Origin of the sequence: Ohtaekwangia sp. (assembly GCF_036786105.1) — a bacterium.
Lineage (GTDB): Bacteria > Bacteroidota > Bacteroidia > Cytophagales > Cyclobacteriaceae > Ohtaekwangia.
This window is the reverse complement of the sequence record NZ_DAIQRQ010000001.1, coordinates 60881-80260: the sequence shown is the minus strand read 5'-3', so window position 1 is coordinate 80260 and position 19380 is coordinate 60881. Positions and strand designations below refer to the sequence as shown.

Below are 19380 nucleotides of genomic sequence, written 5' to 3'. Positions count from 1 at the left end.
GAATAACTATCGCGTTAATGCCAGAAGTGCGTTCTTTCTTTTCTGATATACCTGATAAAGGTAAAGCTGCGTTCTGCGAAGTTTCAAAGAATTTTTCAACGTATTATAAATAGCCTCCGGAGATAAATTCTTTTTCAGAAGATAATCAAGGATGCTCGATGTGCCCAGGGCCTCCTGGTAATTGGAATTCTTTAATACGGTAATGGGAATATCCTTTGTTTTTTTGTTATTCGACAGAGAATTGATGGTTTCGCGCAATTCGTTACGACCCAGATTGTCGTCAATAAAAATGAAATTGGGGTTGAAGCGCATCAGGCGTTCAAGCACGCTCTTTAAATCAAAGGCAATCTCCGTTACGATCTTGGCACCGTGAACTTGCTGAACATTTTTCAGAACGGAACTTAACTCAATTGGATTATTACCAACCAGCAGTACGTTAAGGGTTCCGGATACAGGGTTTTTGAGAGAGGTTTCCATATGCTAACTTGTCTTGTAAACAGTATATAAACGCAAAAGGTTGCCCGGCAAGATTTGTTCAATAGCTGTTTTTTATTTTTTTCTGAGGTAATTTTCATATTAATTTCTCGAATAAGAAAAAATTTTCAGGATTGAAGAAAGTTGCGATCATAGGAGGAGGCATAGCAGGTTTGGTTTCGTCCATTCTGCTAGCGCGAAAGGGTATAGATATACTGGTCATTGAGAGGAAATCATATCCATTCCATCGTGTGTGTGGTGAGTATATTTCGAATGAGACAGTTCCGTTTCTGCAATCTCATAATCTCTTTCCGGAAGCGTTTAAACCCTCGCGGATTAGCCGTTTTCATTTATCGTCTATTCGGGGAAAGGGTGAAATTTTGCCACTCGATCTGGGTGGTTTTGGTATTAGCCGCTATACATTCGATTATTTTCTTTATCAGCAAGCCGTGCATGCAGGTGTTGAATTCTGGTTAAACACCGAAGTGGAAGATATAGTATATTATGAAAATCTTTTTGAAATAAAGACCTCGGGTCGCTCAACACAGGCTAATGTTGTGCTTGGGGCTTTTGGTAAACGATCGAGAATGGACGTTGCACTTCAACGTTCTTTTATTCGCAAGCGATCTCCATTTGTCGGCGTGAAGTATCATGTAAAGACAGAGTATCCAGAAGACTTAATTGCGCTGCATAATTTTCCGGGCGGCTACTGTGGTATGAGCAACGTTGAAGACAGCAAAACCAACATCTGCTACTTAACGCATCGCGACAATGTGAAAAAGTATAAAAGCATTCGCGATATGGAGGAGGCCGTTCTATTTCGTAATCCGTTATTAAAAGATATTTTTCAAAACGCACACTTTCTGTTTGAGAAACCTGAGGTGATCAACGAAATCTCTTTCGAAACGAAGTCTCCCGTATCGGATCATGTTTTGATGTTGGGTGATGCTGCAGGGATGATCACACCAGTGTGCGGCAACGGCATGGCTATGGCCATGCATGCAGCAAAACTTGCGGTTGATCTCGTGATGCGCTTTTGTGAAGACAAAAATTTTACACGCGAACAACTTGAGAAAAGTTATACGCTGCTATGGAATAAAAACTTTTCACGAAGATTATGGGCCGGTCGCCAGGTGCAAAAGCTTTTTGGAAAAGAATGGAGTTCGAACATGGCTATAAATCTCGCTATACATGTTCGGCCGGTAACCAATATCATTATCCGTAACACACACGGAGAAGCATTCTAAACTTCTCACATCGTAAAATCACCGTTGATTGATGTTGATAGCAATTTTCCAGGGCATTTTTCTTTAACTTCCATCATCATCAAACCCAATCATACAACCATGAATAACGAAACTAATCGCCGATCATTTCTGCGTTCACTCGGTCTTATTACCGTTGGAGCAACAGCAGGAGCTTCTATTCTGTCTGCGTGCGGTAGAAAGCCATCATCAGAAAATCAACAGGCAACGATTGATTCCGCTGCAACAGCAGAGCCTGCCGGGAAAGAATTATTCTTTAAGATATCACTGGCAGAATGGTCGCTTCACAAAACCCTCTTCGATGGAAAACTCACAAACCTGGATTTTCCGGCCAAAGCAAAAAACGACTTTGGTATATCTGCAGTAGAGTATGTAAATCAATTCTTCAAAGACAAGGCAAAAGATCAAACATACCTGGCTGAGTTAAAAAAGCGTTGTGATGATCTGGGTGTAACCAGTGTGCTGATCATGTGCGATGGTGAAGGAGAACTTGGCAATGCGGATACAAAAAAACGCAAGCAGGCTGTTGAAAATCATTATAAGTGGGTGGAGGCTGCCAAATTTTTGGGTTGTCATTCCATCCGTGTAAATGCAGCAGGCGAAGGCAAGCGCGAAGATGTAGCAAAAGCAGCAACAGACGGACTGCGTCAACTTGCTGAATTTGCAAAAGGTGTAGGTATAAATGTGATCGTAGAAAATCACGGTGGTTTCTCTTCTGATGGCCAGTGGCTAAGCGGTGTTATTGCAGGCACACAAATGGATAATTGCGGAACATTGCCCGACTTCGGTAACTTCTGTATCAATCGTACCAAACCCGAAGCAAACACTCCGGAAGCCTGGGCAAAGACAAAGTGTATGGAAGAGTATGACCGCTATAAAGGAACTCAGGAGTTAATGCCGTATGCAAAAGGAGTAAGTGCAAAAACGCATGAGTTCGATGCACAAGGTAATTGTGTGGAAACAGACTATACCAAAATGCTGTCGATCGTAAAAGCCGCCGGCTACACCGGCCACATCGGTATAGAATACGAAGGTCAAACACTAAGTGAAGAAGAAGGTATACGCGCTACCAAAGCATTGCTGGAAAAGGCAGGCATAACGGTATAAAATAACCTCATGAAAACATCTGTAGCAATTGAGTAGAATCAAGGAAAAGGTAGATGAAAAAAGCATTTAAACATGTGGCTGAAATAAAATTCAGCCACATGGTATGTTTGTGATCAGCCTTCGATTCATCCCTCCAGATACGCACAAACCAGTACAGGAAGAACATTACCACCGGAGCCATGGCTATAAGAAATGGCCAAGCATAATTCTTTTCGAAATACGAATTGAAATAGAGTATATATCCTGCCGATACAACACCAAACAGCGCTCCTACAAACAAAAAGGTTCCGCGAATGCCCAACATCAGGCTGAATGTTTTATCGCCGCGTTTACCATCTTCTTCATGCTGGTATACCTGCGTCATGGGATATGTTCCGAGCAACATGGCACTGCTTAACAAAGCAGGAATAAGTACATACGGTTTAAGTACATTCTCTAACGGAAACCGGTTGATGCCAATATAACACATTACAAACGTGAAAAAGCCCTGAAAGAAACTTACTGTAAGCCATCCGCCAACAGGATACCTCTTCAACCGTATAGCCGGATGACTATAGGCTTTTGATACAAGACCATAAATAAAGATCAGTGCAGCAAACAGTACCGAGATTTTTACCACTGCTAAAACCAGGGCAATAACATCGAAGAGCAGTGCCAGGTAATATAAACCTTTTGATACTTTCGGTGGGTTCTTTAAACCTCCTATACTCTTCTCATCTTTATCGAAGTAACTATTATAGCCATTGCTGGCAGGGTATAAAAACAAGTGCACAATAATGAACGTCCACAGCAAAGGTCTTTCACTGATGTTGGGAGAAACAGCCAAGCTGAAGAAGAACACCGGCATGAGATAATATGAAAACGGAATGCGTAAATGCAGCCATGACGATCGTTTGAACATAACCGTGTTTTAAGAAGCTATAGATTGATTTATACTATACATTATCCGAATAAGTCTTGAAATACCTCGGTAAGTTTCCCGAAAGCCTTAACCCGGATAGAAGTCTTTTTCAGGTCAATGGATTTTTGATTGAACTTGGAGATATATATTTCCTCAAAACCAAGTTTTTCAGATTCAGAGATCCGTTGTTCGATCCGGTTTACAGCACGCAGCTCTCCGCCCAAACCGATTTCTGCCGCAAAACATATTTTATCAGATACAGGTATTTCTTCCATCGATGAGATCATGGAAATACAAACGGCAAGGTCGATGGCAGGGTCTTCTACTTTTATACCTCCCGCCATATTCAGAAATACGTCTTGTGTGCCCATGCGAAATCCACAACGTTTTTCAAGAACGGCCAGTAACATATTCAATCGCTTTTGATCAAAACCTGTGGGCGTGCGTTGAGGAGTTCCGTAAGATGCAGGACTCACCAATGATTGAATCTCGATTAGCAGTGGACGATTTCCTTCAATCGTTGCTCCAATGGTTACACCGCTCAGGTTTCCATCTTTTTGAGATATCAGAATCTCTGACGGATTGGAAACTTCGCGCAATCCGGTGCCCAACATTTCATATATACCAATCTCCGATGTAGAACCAAAACGATTCTTTGTAGTGCGCAGTATGCGGTAGGCCAAATGGCGGTCTCCTTCAAATTGCAATACCGTATCTACCATGTGCTCCAATACTTTAGGGCCGGCCAGCATACCGTCCTTAGTTATATGCCCGATAAGAAAAACAGGAGTATCTGTTTCCTTGGCAAATTTCATCAGCTCTCCTGCACTTTGTCGCACTTGTCCTATACTTCCCGCGGCCGAATCCATTATGGGTGAGTAAAGCGTTTGTATAGAATCAATGATTACCAATTGAGGTTGTAATGATTCGATGGAGAGAAATATATTCCTGCTGTTGGTTTCTGTCAGTATAAAAAAGTTATTTGAGGATATGCCCAGACGATCAGCCCGCATTTTTATCTGCTGTTCGCTTTCTTCTCCGGAAACGTATAATACCCGAAGCGATTTGAGTTGTAGACCCACCTGTAGCATGAGCGTAGATTTACCTATACCAGGCTCTCCACCAATAAGCGTTAGTGATCCGGGAACAATTCCACCACCTAATACGCGATTTAACTCATCATCTATAGTCAGTATTCGTATTTCAGGCGAAGCTTCAATATCGGATAATGCTTTTGCCTTAATAGATTTTGTACGTGAAGACTCTTGTCGCCACTCATTTTTAGTGATATCTTCTTTCGTTATTATCTCCTCAACAAAGGTATTCCAGGCGTTACAGGACGGACACTTTCCAAGCCACTTCGCCGACTCATATCCGCAGCTCTGACAGTAGTATACAGTTTTAGGTTTAGCCAATGTTAAAAAATTAGATGAAACATTATTAAGCCTTACATGAAACGATAAAGTTGCATGAATTTTTATACTTTTCAGCCACTAATCTAATCTAACTTACCTGTTATGAGGTCATGTATTCTGGGTCTGTTGATGGCCCTCACGCTGCAGTCATTGCATGCACAAAAATCACCTGTCAAATTCGGAGACATTCCCATGGAGGATTTGAAGATGAAAGTCTACGACAAAGACTCTTCTGCATCCGCCGTAATTCTGTCTGATTATGGAGAAGCGTACCTGAGTATAAACGCTGTTAATGTTGCGCTTATGTTTGAAAAGCATGTGCGCATCAAGATTTTAACAAAAGAAGGGCAGAAATGGGGTGATGTTGCTATACCGGTTTATCATAGCGGTTCAGCAGAAGAGCGTATTATTAAGATTAAAGGTACCACCTATAATCTTGAGAATGGAAAGATTGTAGAGACGGATCTTTCGAAAGACGGGATATTCAAAGAGAAATTCAATCGTAACGTTAATCTCCTCAAGTTTTCCTTCCCTAATGTGAAGGAAGGATCGGTGCTGGAATATTCGTATACCCTTACCTCCGAGTTTCTTTCAAATTTCCCCAACTGGCAGTTTCAATACGATATACCCGTTCGCTGGAGCGAATACTGGGCTATGTTTCCAGACTTCTTTACCTTCGAAAAATATATGCAGGGATACCTACGGCTTGCATCGTATGAGGTAAAAAACAAGGCGGGTACAAATTTTCAAACGCTTGCACATCATTGGATTATGCAGGATGTACCCGCTTTTAAAGAGGAGCCGTTCATGACCTGCGAAGACGATTATGTATCGAAGATTAATATAGCGCTGTCGCACGTTGCCTTTCCGGGCGAGCCTGTCAGAGAGATTATGGGAACATGGGCCAAGTTCAATGCAAACCTGCTGGAAAGCGAAGCCTTCGGGAAATCGATAACCGGCTTTGGTTCGCTAAGGAAAAAATCGGAAGAGCTTACAGCCGGCATGACCGATAATCAGCAAAAGATTGCTGCTATATTTAATTACGTTCGCCAGAACATTGAGTGGAATGGTGATAAAGATTATTATGCCGATAATCTGAAAGATATTGTAGAAAAAAAGAAGGGCACTACCGGAGATATAAATTTGCTGCTGGCATCGATGCTCGAAAAGGTAGATATACCGACAGAGATGATTGTGCTAAGTACGCGCGATCACGGCTTTGTGCGCCAGCAGTACCCAATGGATGATCAATTTAATTATGTAGTGTGCTCTGTAAAGATGGGCGATAAACGATTGTTACTTGATGCTACCGATAAATATTTACCGATAGGTGTTTTGCCTGAACGCTGTTTAAATGGTCACGGACTGGTTGTCTCGAAAGCTGGTTATTCATGGATAAATCTAGAAGCAAAAGGGAAATCCAAAACAGTTGTCAGCACAGACCTTACGCTTAAAGAAACCGGTGAATTGGCTGGTAAAATAAACTATACTTACGATGGTTATGATGCGCATAGCATGCGTAAAGATTATTTTACTAACGGAGAGGCAGATTACCTAAAGAAGTTTTTGGCTGACAAGAACTGGGAAATTCAGAAGAGTGAGTTTCAAAACCTGAAAGAAATAGAACAGAACGCCAAGCAACTTCATGAGTTGGTAATAAATGAACATTGTACAATGGCGGGAGGAGCAATTTACCTCAATCCTTATGTAACATCACAACTAAAAGAGAATCCATTTAAATTAGAGAAACGCGAATATCCGGTTGATTTTGGTAGCCCGGAAGAGCAAACCTATATGTCGCGTATTGCGATACCCGAAGGTTACGTGGTGGATGAACTTCCCAAACCAAAAGTGTTGATGCTTCCGGGAAATGCAGCCAAATTTAGTTATAGTGTAACGCAAACTGGTAACGTGCTGAATGTTGTGAGTATGCTTCAGATTAACAAGAGCTTATTCGTTCAGGATGAATACCTGCACTTGAGAGAATTTTATAACCAGGTTGTTGCCAAGCAGGCAGAGCAAATTGTATTAAAGAAAAAATAGGAGTATGAAAAGATTATCGCTCATCGTCGCTGGCATGTTCGTATACATGACTGTTACTGCGAAAGAAGATCCCAAATATCCGGTGAGTGCTATACCGGAAGATATGAAGACGGGTATGTATGCTGTTATTCGGGAGCAGGAGCTTCGGTTCGAAGTAAACTCGGTTAGCAATGCAAGCACACATGTTCATATTGTCATCACGATTCTTAACGCAAATGCGAAAAGCTATGCCAGCAAAGTTATCTGGTATGACAAGTTCAATGTACTAAGATCATTCAAGGGCATTGCATACGATGCTTACGGGAATGTGATCCGCAAGCTGAAACAGAATGAAATATATGATCAAAGTGCTTTTGATGGATCTTCACTCTTTAGTGACGATCGCCTGAAGAAAGCTGATCTTTCGCAGGGCACGTATCCGTATACCGTTGAATTTGAATATGAAACAGAACACAAAACGTTGTTTTTTGTTCCTGACTTCGAGCTTTATGAAGATGATGAGATCACCATTCAAAAGGAGAGTTTTACTATTATATATCCTCCGGCATTAAAGCCGCGGTATAAATTGTTTAAAATAGAAGAACCTAAGATATCTTCTGCCGATGCTAAAGAAGTTATGCAATGGACGTTTGAAAATGTTAAGCCTGAGAAGTTTGAAAAGACCGGCCCCGATTTGCAACGGGTAGTGCCGAATATAGCGGTGGCTCCTACAAGTTTCGAATTTGATAGCTATGCCGGAAAAATGGATTCATGGGAAAACTACGGTAAGTGGATTGTTTCTCTGAATAAAGATCGGGATATACTTCCGGAACAAACCAAAAAGAAACTTCAGGAGATAACGAAGAATGCCAAAACTACTGAAGAGAAAGCGCGGCTTGTATACGAATATCTGCAGAGCAAAACACGTTATGTGGGCATTCAACTGGGTATAGGAGGCTTTCAACCTTTTGAAGCATCAGTCGTTGATCAGACCGGATATGGGGATTGCAAAGCCCTCTCTAACTACATGGTTGCCATGTTGAAAGAAGTGGGCATTCATGCAAACTATATATTGATTCGCGCAGGGCGCAACCAACCGGCTATGGATGTATCATTCCCTAGCTCACAGTTCAATCATGCTGTTGTAGCTGTGCCGAACGCAACGGATACACTGTGGCTTGAATGTACCAGTCAGGTTAATCCGTTTGGATATATGGGTAGCTTTACCGGCGATCGCTACGCATTAATGATAACAGAAAACGGAGGTAAGGTGGTGAAAACACCGCGCTATCCGGCAGAGGTAAATATACAATCGCGCACAGCAGATGTTTTTGTAGAGATAACCGGTGACGCAAAGGCTAAAGTAAAAACAACTTTTAGCGGCCTTCAATATGAGAATGATAACCTTGATTATGTTGTGAACCAGCAATATGACGATCAGAAAAAATGGGTGCAGGAGAATACAGACATTCCGGCTTTTGACATCGTCAATTTCAGCATGACAAATAAAAAAGGTAAAATTCCTTCTGCGATAGTAAGCACCGAATTGAGTCTGAAACGTTTTGCCACGGTGAGCGGTAAACGCATTTTCCTGGTGCCGAATCTGATGAACCGATCTTCGTATATACCGGAGAAGCTGGATACGCGTAAAACAAATGTCGTATTGAGAACTCCATACACAGATCTTGATACCATCCGCTATCATTTGCCGGAAGGAATTTATCCGGAGTTTTTACCAGACCCGGTTGTAGTAAAATCAAGATTTGGCGAATACGAGGCTTCCTTTAAAATGGATCAAGGTAATCTGCTCTATATACGCAGGTTGCGCATGAATAAAGGTGAATACCCTGCGGAATCGTACAAAGAGTTGACTGAATTTTATCGCAATGTTGGTAAGGCAGATAACGCCAAAATGGTTTTTATGAGCAAAACCTAGCAATCACTTGCTGATTGGTGCATTTGCCTCTTTTGCCATAACATTGTAAACCATTTTATCAGCCATACCCGGCAACCATTTATTTAAAAATACCGCAAGCTTACCCTGAGTTGTTAAGATCAGGGTACGCTTGCGCTTAACGGTGGCGTTGTAAATATGATCCGCGCATTCTTCGGCCGTCATCATTTTTTCTTCTTTTCTGGGTGACTCGCCTTGCTGGCTTCCGTCTTTGGTGAGGGAACGCTTGCGAATATTAGATGCTGTAAATCCCGGGCAAGCCGTTAATACATGTACGCCGCTCTTTAGCAATTCGGTGCGCAGCACTTCTAAAAACCCGTTAAGTGCGAATTTGGAGGCCGAATAACCTGTGCGACCGGGTAATCCGCGAAAGCCCGCAATAGATGAGATGCCTACAACAGAACCTTTATTTTTAGTGATCTCCGGCAGGCAATATTTCGTGGCGTAGAGAACGCCATAAAAATTTATATCCATTACCTTTTTTACCACATCCAGATCAACTTCAGAGAAAAGAGCGCGCATGGATATACCTGCATTGTTGATCAGTACATCAATCTGGCCATAGGCACGTATTGCTTCTTCAGCCATTCTGCGATTGTCGTCTTCCAGGCTCACATCGGCCTGAAACCCAACGATAGTAATTCCTTTACTTTGCAGCTCAGTTACAGTTTTATCGAGCTCTGCTTTATTTCTTCCGGTTATTAACAACCTGGAGCCGGCTCGGCCGAATCGCTCAGCCATGGCCTTTCCTATTCCTGAAGATGCTCCGGTGATGATGACAACCTTGTCTTTCATGTTTTATTACTTATTTACCAATATGGGTTTGAGTACGAATATCTCAATAATACCAATACTTGTTAACTTGCCCGTTAAAGAAAATTGCTCAGATGTTTTTTATAGGCTTATTGTCGCAACTGCCCTTTTGGATTCTGTATGGGATCGCTGATTTTCTTTTTTTTATTACGTTTCGTGTGATAGGATATCGCAGAAAAATGGTTCAAAAGAACCTGCGCAATTCATTTCCAGATACGTCAAAAGATGAGCTTAATAAAATTGAACGTGACTTTTACAGGAACCTGTGCGACTATGGCGTTGAGCTCCTCAAGTTATTTACAATCTCTAAAGATGAGCTTTCCAAACGCATGCGCTTTAAAGATGTAAGCGCCATTGAAAAGTATAAGCAGCAAAATCAGTCGGTAATTATACTGGCCTCACATCAATTCAATTGGGAATGGCTGCTTTCATCTGGTAATTTTAATCTTCCTGTACCTGTCGATTTTGTATATCAACCACAGAGCAGCAAATTTTTTAATCGCTTTTCACTTCTTTGCCGTAGCAGGTTTGGTGCTTATGGCATCAGCCGTTATACGGTAGCACGCGAACTGATCAAGAGAAAAAATATGCTTCGTGCCATTGCGATTGTAAGCGATCAATATCCGGGACTAAAAGAAGACAAGAAGTATCAGACGCGCTTTTTAAATCAGGATACCGTGTTCTTTTTAGGTGCTCACCAAATTGCTACACTTACACAGTATCCGGTGGTATATGCACAGGTAAAGAAAATTAAGCGAGGATATTATGAAGCCTCTTTTGTAGAAATAGCAGAGCCACCGTATACTAAAGATGACTTTACACTTATTGAGAACTATATAAAAGCGGTGGAGAACATCATTCGTGAGAATCCAGCGGGCTGGCTATGGTCGCATAATCGCTGGAAAAAAAGACACTTAACGGGAGGCTGAGCTCAAATCCTGTAATGAGCAAGCTATAAATAGAAAAGGCTGTTCGTACGAAACAGCCTTTTCATTTGGGTTCAATATCAAATTATAGTTTGAAAGCTTTTTTAACCTGATCTACGTAATCCAATTTTTCCCAGGGGAACAATTCAACCTTCACTTTCTTTTCTGAAGCCTTTCCTTTGTTGAATACTTTTTCAACAACCTTTGATTCGCGACCCATGTGTCCGTAGGCTGCTGTCTCAGCATAGATTGGTGTGCGGAGGTTGAAGCGCTCTTCGATGAAGTAAGGACGCATATCGAAGATCTTGCCAACACGCTTGGCAATTTCGCCATCGCTTACTTCGACTTTTGAAGTTCCATAGGTGTTTACGTATAGCCCAACCGGTTGAGCCACGCCTATAGCATACGCAACTTGTACGAGCACTTCATCACAAACACCGGCAGCTACCAGGTTCTTGGCAATGTGGCGGGTTGCATAAGCAGCAGAACGGTCTACTTTGGAAGGATCTTTTCCAGAGAATGCACCACCACCGTGTGCTCCTTTTCCACCGTATGTATCTACGATGATCTTCCGGCCTGTAAGACCAGTGTCGCCATGAGGTCCACCGATTACAAATTTACCCGTAGGGTTGATGTGGTATTTGATGTCGCTTCCGAAAAGCTTTTGAACGCGCTTTGGAAGTTTCTTGATGATGCGTGGAACTACGATGTTGATGATATCATCTTCAATCTTCTTCAGCATCTTGGCGTCCTTATCGAAATCATCGTGCTGGGTAGATACTACTATCGTGTCGATGCGCTGTGGTTTGTTGTCATCGCTGTATTCAATTGTTACCTGCGACTTTGCGTCCGGGCGGAGATATGTCATAACCTTACCTTCTCTCCGAATAGCCGAAAGCTCTCTCAATAACAAGTGTGCGAGATCAAGAGGCAGCGGCATATAATTATCCGTTTCGTTGGTAGCATAACCGAACATCATGCCTTGGTCGCCTGCACCCTGATCTTCTTTTTTTCTACGAACTACACCTTGATTAATGTCTGGAGATTGCTCGTGAATAGCTGATAATATACCGCATGAATTTGCTTCGAACATGTACTCGCTTTTGGTATATCCGATCTTGCGAATAACCTCACGTGCTATATCCTGCACGTCCAGATATGCTTCTGATTTCACCTCACCGGCCAATACAACCTGGCCTGTTGTTACAAGTGTTTCGCAGGCAACTTTAGAAGAGGGATCGTAGGCCAGAAAGTAATCGATAAGTGCATCGGAGATTTGATCGGCAACTTTGTCGGGATGCCCTTCAGAGACAGACTCTGAGGTGAATAGATAAGGCATAGAGATTTATGTTTTTTTGTTAAAAGATTCAGGCTCAAATTTAGATGAAAACTTGTAAACTAAAACTCTATTGCTTCAATAGCGTTTACGGTGATAAAAATAAAAATATCGCGGGGCTTTTAGGGAATGATAGCTGCGTGGTTCTCCACCTCTTTATACTGAAACTTTTGATTATTTCATTCTTGCCTGTGATGTCTAACGCTACACAAAGCTGTGTATCATCCTGAAGATTTTTTAATAACACTGTCATCAGCGAATTATTACGATAAGGAGTCTCGATAAATATCTGCGTCTGATTCTTTGTACGCGATTCTTTTTCGAGTGCTTTAACGATTGCACCGGCATCTTTTCCATCAATTGGTAAGTAGCCATGAAAGGCAAAACGCTGGCCATTCATACCCGATGCCATTAACGCCAGCAGTATAGACGATGGCCCCACCAAAGGTACAACCTGAACATCGTGCTCATGTGCATACTTCACAGCCAGAGCCCCCGGGTCTGCAACGCCCGGACATCCGGACTCGGATAAGACCCCGATATTGTGACCATCGAAAGCCGGCTCGAAAAATTTTTTCAAAGCTTCTGCTTTGGTGTCTTTGTTCAAGACTTCAAACACCAAAGGTTCAATGGATTCAAATATCTTCAGGCTGCTGAGATAACGCCTGGCGGTGCGAATGTCTTCGGCCAGAAAATGTTTAATGCCAGGCAATGCCTGTATAATGTGAGGAGGAATAACAACGGACTGCGTGTTGTCTGCAATGATGTTTGGTATGAGGTATAGTTTTCCTTTCGTCATCTCCTGTCAAGTAAAGGCTTATTCATCTAAAGTTTTCGTGCTAAATTTCGCAAGAAATGTGAAAGATGAATGGGAAGGCTCTTCATTATCCTGGGTATAATTTTCGTACTGGCCGGTATTGTTATTACCTATCATGATCGCATTCCGTGGCTAGGCAAATTGCCTGGCGACATACGCATCGAAAAAGAGAACTTCAGCTTTTACTTCCCTGTTATGACCAGCATATTGTTAAGCATTCTCGTATCGCTGATTCTTTACTTTGTTAATCGATGGAAAAATTAAGCGGCTTTTGTACGGCGGCAGGTTATTAAGCGTTTACCAGCAACCGGCCTTTAGTTTATTTAAGCAATATTTACGAATTTCAGGGTTTAGTTTCTGTGAAGCAGGTTAGAACATATTTTTTCCTCCTTACCTTTTTTCCGGCACTTATTGTATCGGCACAAAAGAGCTCTGTAACATCATCTATTCCGCTTAATTTTCCGGATAGTATCCGGATAATATTGGAGAACACTCGCAATGTAGATGCTTCCGTAATTGGCAGCAGCTTCGCGTCTGCGTGGAGTAGCCTGGGCGTTGATCAGCAATTGGTGATACGCCAGCAGTTGCAGCAAATGAAAAAGAAAAAACTGCCGCTAAAACCAGCCTTGATCAATTACTTTGGAGCGATTGCCAACGCCGTAAGTGTTGAACGCGCCGATGCCGCCAAAATCTCAAGCTTCCTTAAAGTAGCGGGCCAGGTAATAGAGAAGGAGACAATACCGCGCATTCAAAGCTTTTTACAGATCAGTCGCACGTTCTTTCAGTATCATTCTTTGCACTATGAAAAGTCGTTCAGACTATATGCAAAAGATGACGACTATTCTTTCGACTATATCGCTCCTGCACCGTCATTCGATATGAATGATACTACTTCTATTCCTACGACAGACGACCAGAGCAATGTTGCACCATCCAATGATTACAACGATCAACCTGTTGACTCAATCTTTACAGAAGCCCCGTTATGGATGAATCCTCCTCCACAACCCGTGCTGGAAGGACCGGTGCTGCGCTTTAATAAGCTGACGTTAAACTTTGTAACAAAATATGACTCCGTTTTTCTCAAGAACACGCAAGGCTCGCTTTCGCTGCGCGATAACACCTTTGTTGGTAAAGATGGAACCTTCGATTGGTCTTCCGCTTTGTTAAGCCCTGACAGCGTCTACTGCAATTTGACCGACTATAATTTCAAAGCAAACAAACCTGAACTAAAAGCAGACCTTGTAAAATTTAATTATACTGGCAAAACACCAGGTCTTATACCAGGAACATTGGAATTTAAATCGCAACCACGCAAAGATTCTGTTGCTTCAGCCTTTCCCAGGTTCAGGTCCTTTCAAAACAATTTGCCAATACAGGGTATAGGAGATGAAAATGTGAAATACTCGGGCGGATTTTCACTTACCGGAAGGAAGATATCCAGCAGCTCGGTAGGCGGTGCACCTTCAACAGTGGAAGTTTATCACAATGGAGAAAAGAAATTCAAAGCTAAGTCAACCGAATTTGAATTCTCAGACTCAACAATTCTTGCCAAGAAGAGTTATATCAGCATCATTAACAAGAACGACTCCATTACGCACCCGGCCGTGCGGATGCGATATACCTTCGGAAAAGATAGTTTACAGAAGCTATTTGTTCGGAAAGAACGGGGTGCCATGATGCATACACCGTATTCTTCTTCATTTTTCAATATCGATTTCTCTACCGATGTTATTCAATGGAATCTTTTTAAGGACAGCCTGGATATGAGCACCGATGGTGGCCGTAATACGGTGCCAATGGTAATTGAATCGGTTAACTATTACGACCCGGAAGATTTCAGAATTTTGAAGGGCGAAGGATTTTCATTCCATCCGCTGGCGCTGGTAGCACGCTATTGCATGAAGAATAAAGTGCGCGATTTTTATACAGGTGACCTCGTTCAATCATCCGGAAAAGAAGTGCGCGATATAAAAGCTGCAATCGAGTTTTTGGATAGCAAAGGATTGGTAACATATAATCCTAAAACCGACCTGGTACACGTAAAAGAGAAAGCAATCGCCCTCTATAAATCACACCTCGGAGAAATGGATTACGATAACCTCAAGATACATTCAGTCATCGATAGCTCGGCCAATGCCACGGTCAATTTCAGTAAAGGATATATGACAGTACGTGGTGTTGATGAGTTTAAAGTAAGTGATTCTTTAAATGTGCGCATCAAACCTGATAGCAACGTTATCACCCTCCTGAAGAATCGTGATATAAAATTTGATGGAACAATTAACGCCGGAAACTTCGAGATCAGCGGAAAGGGCTTCACATTAAAGTACGATAGCTTCTACATCAACCTGACCCGTATCGATTCGATCAACTTCTATGTAATGGAGAAAAATGCCAAAGGACAGATGATCCGACGGAAGCTTAACAATAACATGGTAGGAGCAGACTCTGCGGCTTCTGCTGTTGGAGGTCTATCAGCCGGACAAAAATCAGGTACACTCTTTATTAGTAAGGCCGGTAATAAATCCGGTAAAAAGAAGATTCCGAATTTTCCTCGTCTCGATGCCAGTGGAGGCGGTGTAATTTACTTTAACAGGCAGGAGGTATTGGGTGGTGTATATGACCAGTCCATGTTCTTCGTGGTGCCTCCTTTTAAACTTGATAGTTTGAACGATGCCGATCCGGCATCCATAAATTTTGACGGTACGTTTGTGTCGAGTGGCATGTTTCCCAACTTTAAGGAAAAGCTCCATTCGCAGCCCGATAAGTCGCTCGGCTTTGAACACAACATACCACGGGGAGGCTACCAGCTTTATAATGGCGATGCTAAAATGCATGGAGGATTGAATCTCGATAACCACGGACTTCGTGGAGCCGGTCGCATAGATTACCTCGCGGCAAGTGTAAGATCCAATGACTTTATTTTCTATCCCGATTCAGTGATCACCCGAGGTCACCGGGCAACAATCGCCCAAAAGCAATTTGGTAACGTAAAGTTTCCGCAGGCATCACTGCCCGACTATGAGATGAAGTGGTATCCGAAAGAAGATAAAATGCGTCTGAGAAATCAGAAAGCCCCTTTTAACTTCTATGATTCAACAGCGCAGATGCAGGGTATGCTAACCATTTCCAAACAGGGAGTTGCCGGTGCCGGCAAACTGGAAACACGCGGTAGTGAACTGATTTCACGCAACATGAATTTTACTGCCGATGATTTCAGTGCACGTCATGCCCGCTTCAAAGTAAAATCGGCAGATCCAAACAAGCCACTACTCTATGGTGTTGACGTGCGGATGAAATTTAATCTACAGCAGAATTATGCTGATATAAGTCCGGAAGTAGCCGGGGTGGCTGCGATCGAGTTCCCATATGCACAGTTCAAGACCTCTATACCAGAAATGCGATGGGATTTGAAGGCAGAGAAGATAACGATGAAGAAAAATCCCGATGTGCCACTGGAAGACTCGTACTTCTATACCACACGGAAAGAACTTGATTCATTGAACTTTCTGGCCGAGAAAGCGGAGTACAATTTGAAAACACAGGAATTGAAAGTGAGCGGTATTCCCTACATCATTGTAGCCGATGCCAAAATCACACCGGAGAACAATGAAGTGTTGATTCTCGAAAATGCGAAAATTGGTACTCTGAAAAATACTGTGATCGTACTTGATACGCTGAACGCTTATCACCGCCTCACAGAAGGTGTGGTGGATATTATTTCACGGAAGGAATTTAGTGGCTACGCAACCTATCAGTATGTAAACTTCCTGCAGGATACATTTGCGATCAAAATGACGAACTTCCACCTGGAAGATATAGCGCAGGAAGAGAAGACGCGGAAGAAACGCAAAACTATAGCGGCTCAGCAAACAGTAGCCACCGGATCGGTAACCGACAAAGAGAAACTTGTATTGGGTGCAGGCATGTACTACAAAGGCGATATGACGATGTATGCTACGCGCCCTGCCCTGCAACTTAACGGTTACGTAAAACTCGATATCAAGAAGATCAAGAACTACAACACGTGGATTCAGTATACGCAAACCGGTGATGAAACGGATGTACACATTGACTTTGACAATGCTGTTACGGAAGGCGGAAATCGTCTGAATGCGGGGTTACACTTCTCATCCGCGAATGAACTTTACATTACGTTCATCAACGATAAAAAAATGGAAGAAGACGAAAACTTCTTCGAGCCAAGTGGTGCACTTCACTACGATACAGCTTCACATGAATTTAAGATTGAAAACCTCGAAAAAGCTGCCGGAAATTCTCTCTCCGGAAAAGTATTCGCTTACAATGACGAAACCATGCAGGTGCGTTTCGAAGGACCGATAAAACTGTTCAATGGTTCAAAGGATTTCAATGTTACCTCTACTGCTATAGGCCAGGGTAATATGACCAACAACGAAATTCAAATGAACTCTTTCGTAATGGTTGATACAAATGTTCCTATCCAGGCCTTCGATATTATGGCGAAACAGATTCAGGATGTGATCAAGAATGAAGGCGCTGATGAAGGACTTGGCGATCAGACAGAATTACTCTATAAGATTGCAGATATAGTTGGCGAGCGCGTAGCAAAGGATTATGAACAGAAGAGCCTGCAAGGTTATGTTTCGCTCGCTACGCTCACAGCACTTGCCAAGCCTCTGGTTTTTTCGAATGTAAACCTGAAGTGGTCGCAGAAGCATAAAGCTTTCTACAGTGAAGGAACATTGGGTATGTCTAACATTGGCCGTCAGGATATCAACGGGGCTTTTGAAGGCTTTATGGAAGTAAAAAAGAATGAAGATGGTTCCCCGGTATTTCACGTGTTTGTAAAAGCATCACCGGAAGCCTGGTACTATTTTGGTTTTGAAGACAACCGTCTCATGGTGCAATCATCGAACAACGACATCAACACGATTATTGCCAAGAAGACCAATGCAGGTAAAGCGAAAGTTGGCGAGGTTGCATTTATTCCGGGTAGCGATGACGAGACACTCGCGTTTATCAACCGCTTCCGCAAGCAATATTATGGTATTGACGTTCCGTATAGTCTGAGCGATTCTTCTTCTGCGGTTAAGAAAAAAGAAGAAAAAGTGGAAGAGAAGAAGAAAGAAGATGATGGCTTCTGATTTTAACGAGACTATTCATTAGTACACGGACTGACTCGATTTACAGAAATAATCAATAACTTTCTTTTGAATGAAAAAGTTATTGCACATTCTTTTCATCTGCTCCATAGCGATAGAGTCGCTGGCTCAATCAGCCGAGATCGTAACGCGCGCAAATGATTTTATCGTAACGCTGTCATCCGATCTGCGTGCAAAGGCAATATATACCTGGGACGACAATGAGCGTTACCAATGGCACTTTGTGCCGAAGAGCCGTAACGGAGTTAACCTTCATTCTCTCAACGAAAAGCAAAAATCGGCAGCATTCGCTTTACTGAAAGTCTGTTTGTCGAATCAAGGATATAGGAAGGCAACGGATATAATTTCCCTTGAGAAGATTCTTCAACAGGTAGAAGGACGCAGTGAAGATGATACTTACCGCGACCCGCTCAATTATTACTTCACCCTATTTGGCACACCCGCTGTTGATAAACCCTGGGGCTGGCGATTGGAAGGCCATCATCTGTCGTTGAACTTTACATCTGTAGACGGTGTGATCGAATCTTCTACGCCCAGCTTTTTTGGAAGCAATCCTGCAGTGGTGCCTTCGGGCAATGAACGTGGAAAGAAAACATTGAGAGATGAAATGGATCTCGGCTTTGCACTCATCCATGCCATGGATGCAAATCAATTATCGAAAGCCCGCATATCGGAAGAAGCACTCCCTGAAATAGTCTCGTACAATAAGCGAAACGCCACTCCACTTACTCCAACCGGCATATTGTATTCTGAGCTACGCGAAGATCAGCAAACTATATTTATGAAACTGCTTGATGCCTATATTAAGAATTACGAGTTAGGGTTCTCAGAAAAGCTAAGAAAGAAGATACAACAAGCCGGAATAAACAACTTATCATTTGCCTGGGCAGGTGGGCTGAAACCTGGTGTGGGCCATTACTATCGCATACAAGGGCCAATGTTAATGATCGAATACGACAACACGCAAAACAATGCAAACCATGTTCATTCTGTAGTGCGCGACCTGACCAACGATTTTGGTGAAGATATACTCCGCGAGCATTACGAGAAGGAGCACAAGGATAGCAATTAAGTACGTTTGTCACCGCAGCTCCATCTTTTTAAGATCGTAGTGTTCTTTACATCCTCGGGCATAACTGTACGAATCATGTTTGCGACAGCTCTATTACCGACAGGAGGAAATAAGACGGATCACCGAACTCA

Annotated in this window: 14 protein-coding genes; 8 read left to right on the top strand and 6 right to left on the bottom strand. The window is 42.5% G+C overall.

Going from position 1 to position 19380, the window contains the following annotated elements:
* Window positions 1-6: 6 nt before the first annotated feature.
* Window positions 7-477: a hypothetical protein gene (locus V7Q33_RS00380; protein ID WP_331982205.1), complete on the bottom strand. Its 471-nt coding sequence runs from the start codon at window positions 475-477 to the stop codon at window positions 7-9.
* A 131-nt stretch (window positions 478-608) separates the two neighbouring features.
* Here V7Q33_RS00380 and V7Q33_RS00375 point away from each other — a divergent pair, with 131 nt between their 5' ends.
* Window positions 609-1721, top strand: coding sequence for an NAD(P)/FAD-dependent oxidoreductase (locus V7Q33_RS00375; RefSeq protein ID WP_333818558.1), 1113 nt, complete (start codon window positions 609-611; stop codon window positions 1719-1721).
* 99 nt (window positions 1722-1820) lie between these two features.
* Window positions 1821-2846 carry a sugar phosphate isomerase/epimerase family protein gene (locus V7Q33_RS00370; protein WP_333818557.1) on the top strand — a complete coding sequence of 342 codons (1026 nt, stop codon included), beginning with the start codon at window positions 1821-1823 and terminating at the stop codon, window positions 2844-2846.
* Window positions 2847-2853: 7 nt separating this feature from the next.
* On the opposite strand, the gene V7Q33_RS00365 is transcribed toward V7Q33_RS00370, so the two are convergent.
* Both V7Q33_RS00365 and radA read right to left on the bottom strand, forming a co-directional pair.
* Complete coding sequence (locus V7Q33_RS00365) at window positions 2854-3747, bottom strand: UbiA family prenyltransferase (protein ID WP_333818556.1); 894 nt, start codon at window positions 3745-3747, stop codon at window positions 2854-2856.
* A 41-nt stretch (window positions 3748-3788) separates the two neighbouring features.
* The gene (gene radA / locus V7Q33_RS00360) at window positions 3789-5162 is read right to left on the bottom strand and encodes a DNA repair protein RadA (RefSeq protein WP_333818555.1); all 1374 of its coding nucleotides are present in this window, start codon (window positions 5160-5162) and stop codon (window positions 3789-3791) included.
* A gap of 102 nt (window positions 5163-5264) precedes the next feature.
* On the opposite strand from radA, the gene V7Q33_RS00355 reads away from it, so the two are divergent.
* Window positions 5265-7205, top strand: coding sequence for a transglutaminase domain-containing protein (locus tag V7Q33_RS00355; RefSeq protein ID WP_331982216.1), 1941 nt, complete (start codon window positions 5265-5267; stop codon window positions 7203-7205).
* A 4-nt stretch (window positions 7206-7209) separates the two neighbouring features.
* Window positions 7210-9120 (top strand): DUF3857 domain-containing transglutaminase family protein, encoded by a 1911-nt coding sequence (locus V7Q33_RS00350; protein WP_333818554.1) that lies wholly within the window; start codon window positions 7210-7212, stop codon window positions 9118-9120.
* Window positions 9121-9123: 3 nt separating this feature from the next.
* Here the strand turns inward: V7Q33_RS00350 and V7Q33_RS00345 are convergent, their stop codons facing one another.
* Window positions 9124-9933 carry an SDR family oxidoreductase gene (locus tag V7Q33_RS00345; RefSeq protein ID WP_331982220.1) on the bottom strand — a complete coding sequence of 270 codons (810 nt, stop codon included), beginning with the start codon at window positions 9931-9933 and terminating at the stop codon, window positions 9124-9126.
* A 92-nt stretch (window positions 9934-10025) separates the two neighbouring features.
* On the opposite strand from V7Q33_RS00345, the gene V7Q33_RS00340 reads away from it, so the two are divergent.
* The gene (locus tag V7Q33_RS00340; RefSeq protein WP_333818552.1) at window positions 10026-10880 is read left to right on the top strand and encodes a lysophospholipid acyltransferase family protein; all 855 of its coding nucleotides are present in this window, start codon (window positions 10026-10028) and stop codon (window positions 10878-10880) included.
* 82 nt (window positions 10881-10962) lie between these two features.
* Here the strand turns inward: V7Q33_RS00340 and metK are convergent, their stop codons facing one another.
* Together metK and V7Q33_RS00330 are read right to left on the bottom strand one after the other, a co-directional pair.
* The gene (metK, locus tag V7Q33_RS00335) at window positions 10963-12216 is read right to left on the bottom strand and encodes a methionine adenosyltransferase (protein WP_333818551.1); all 1254 of its coding nucleotides are present in this window, start codon (window positions 12214-12216) and stop codon (window positions 10963-10965) included.
* 85 nt (window positions 12217-12301) lie between these two features.
* Window positions 12302-13012, bottom strand: a complete 711-nt coding sequence (locus V7Q33_RS00330; protein WP_333818550.1) for an SAM-dependent methyltransferase — start codon at window positions 13010-13012, stop codon at window positions 12302-12304.
* Between the two features lie 69 nt (window positions 13013-13081).
* On the opposite strand from V7Q33_RS00330, the gene V7Q33_RS00325 reads away from it, so the two are divergent.
* The 3 genes from V7Q33_RS00325 (at window position 13082) to V7Q33_RS00315 (ending at window position 19249) form a co-directional block, all read left to right on the top strand.
* Window positions 13082-13294 carry a DUF2905 domain-containing protein gene (locus V7Q33_RS00325; RefSeq protein ID WP_331982226.1) on the top strand — a complete coding sequence of 71 codons (213 nt, stop codon included), beginning with the start codon at window positions 13082-13084 and terminating at the stop codon, window positions 13292-13294.
* Window positions 13295-13389: 95 nt separating this feature from the next.
* A complete protein-coding gene (locus V7Q33_RS00320; RefSeq protein ID WP_333818549.1) occupies window positions 13390-18159 on the top strand; it encodes a hypothetical protein in 4770 nt (1589 codons plus the stop codon).
* 70 nt (window positions 18160-18229) lie between these two features.
* Entirely contained in the window at window positions 18230-19249 is a 1020-nt protein-coding gene (locus tag V7Q33_RS00315) for a DUF3500 domain-containing protein (protein ID WP_333818547.1), read from the top strand.
* Window positions 19250-19380: the final 131 nt, after the last annotated feature.

Bases quoted from the DNA above. Each gene is read 5' to 3' on its own strand.
- V7Q33_RS00365 (WP_333818556.1), bottom strand. From the start codon at position 3,747: ATGTTCAAACGATCGTCATGGCTGCATTTACGCATTCCGTTTTCATAT.
- V7Q33_RS00350 (WP_333818554.1), top strand. From the start codon at position 7,210: ATGAAAAGATTATCGCTCATCGTCGCTGGCATGTTCGTATACATGACT.
- V7Q33_RS00325 (WP_331982226.1), top strand. From the start codon at position 13,082: ATGGGAAGGCTCTTCATTATCCTGGGTATAATTTTCGTACTGGCCGGT.
- V7Q33_RS00330 (WP_333818550.1), bottom strand. From the start codon at position 13,012: ATGACGAAAGGAAAACTATACCTCATACCAAACATCATTGCAGACAAC.
- V7Q33_RS00340 (WP_333818552.1), top strand. From the start codon at position 10,026: ATGTTTTTTATAGGCTTATTGTCGCAACTGCCCTTTTGGATTCTGTAT.
- metK (WP_333818551.1), bottom strand. From the start codon at position 12,216: ATGCCTTATCTATTCACCTCAGAGTCTGTCTCTGAAGGGCATCCCGAC.
- V7Q33_RS00345 (WP_331982220.1), bottom strand. From the start codon at position 9,933: ATGAAAGACAAGGTTGTCATCATCACCGGAGCATCTTCAGGAATAGGA.
- V7Q33_RS00355 (WP_331982216.1), top strand. From the start codon at position 5,265: ATGAGGTCATGTATTCTGGGTCTGTTGATGGCCCTCACGCTGCAGTCA.
- V7Q33_RS00315 (WP_333818547.1), top strand. From the start codon at position 18,230: ATGAAAAAGTTATTGCACATTCTTTTCATCTGCTCCATAGCGATAGAG.
- V7Q33_RS00380 (WP_331982205.1), bottom strand. From the start codon at position 477: ATGGAAACCTCTCTCAAAAACCCTGTATCCGGAACCCTTAACGTACTG.
- V7Q33_RS00370 (WP_333818557.1), top strand. From the start codon at position 1,821: ATGAATAACGAAACTAATCGCCGATCATTTCTGCGTTCACTCGGTCTT.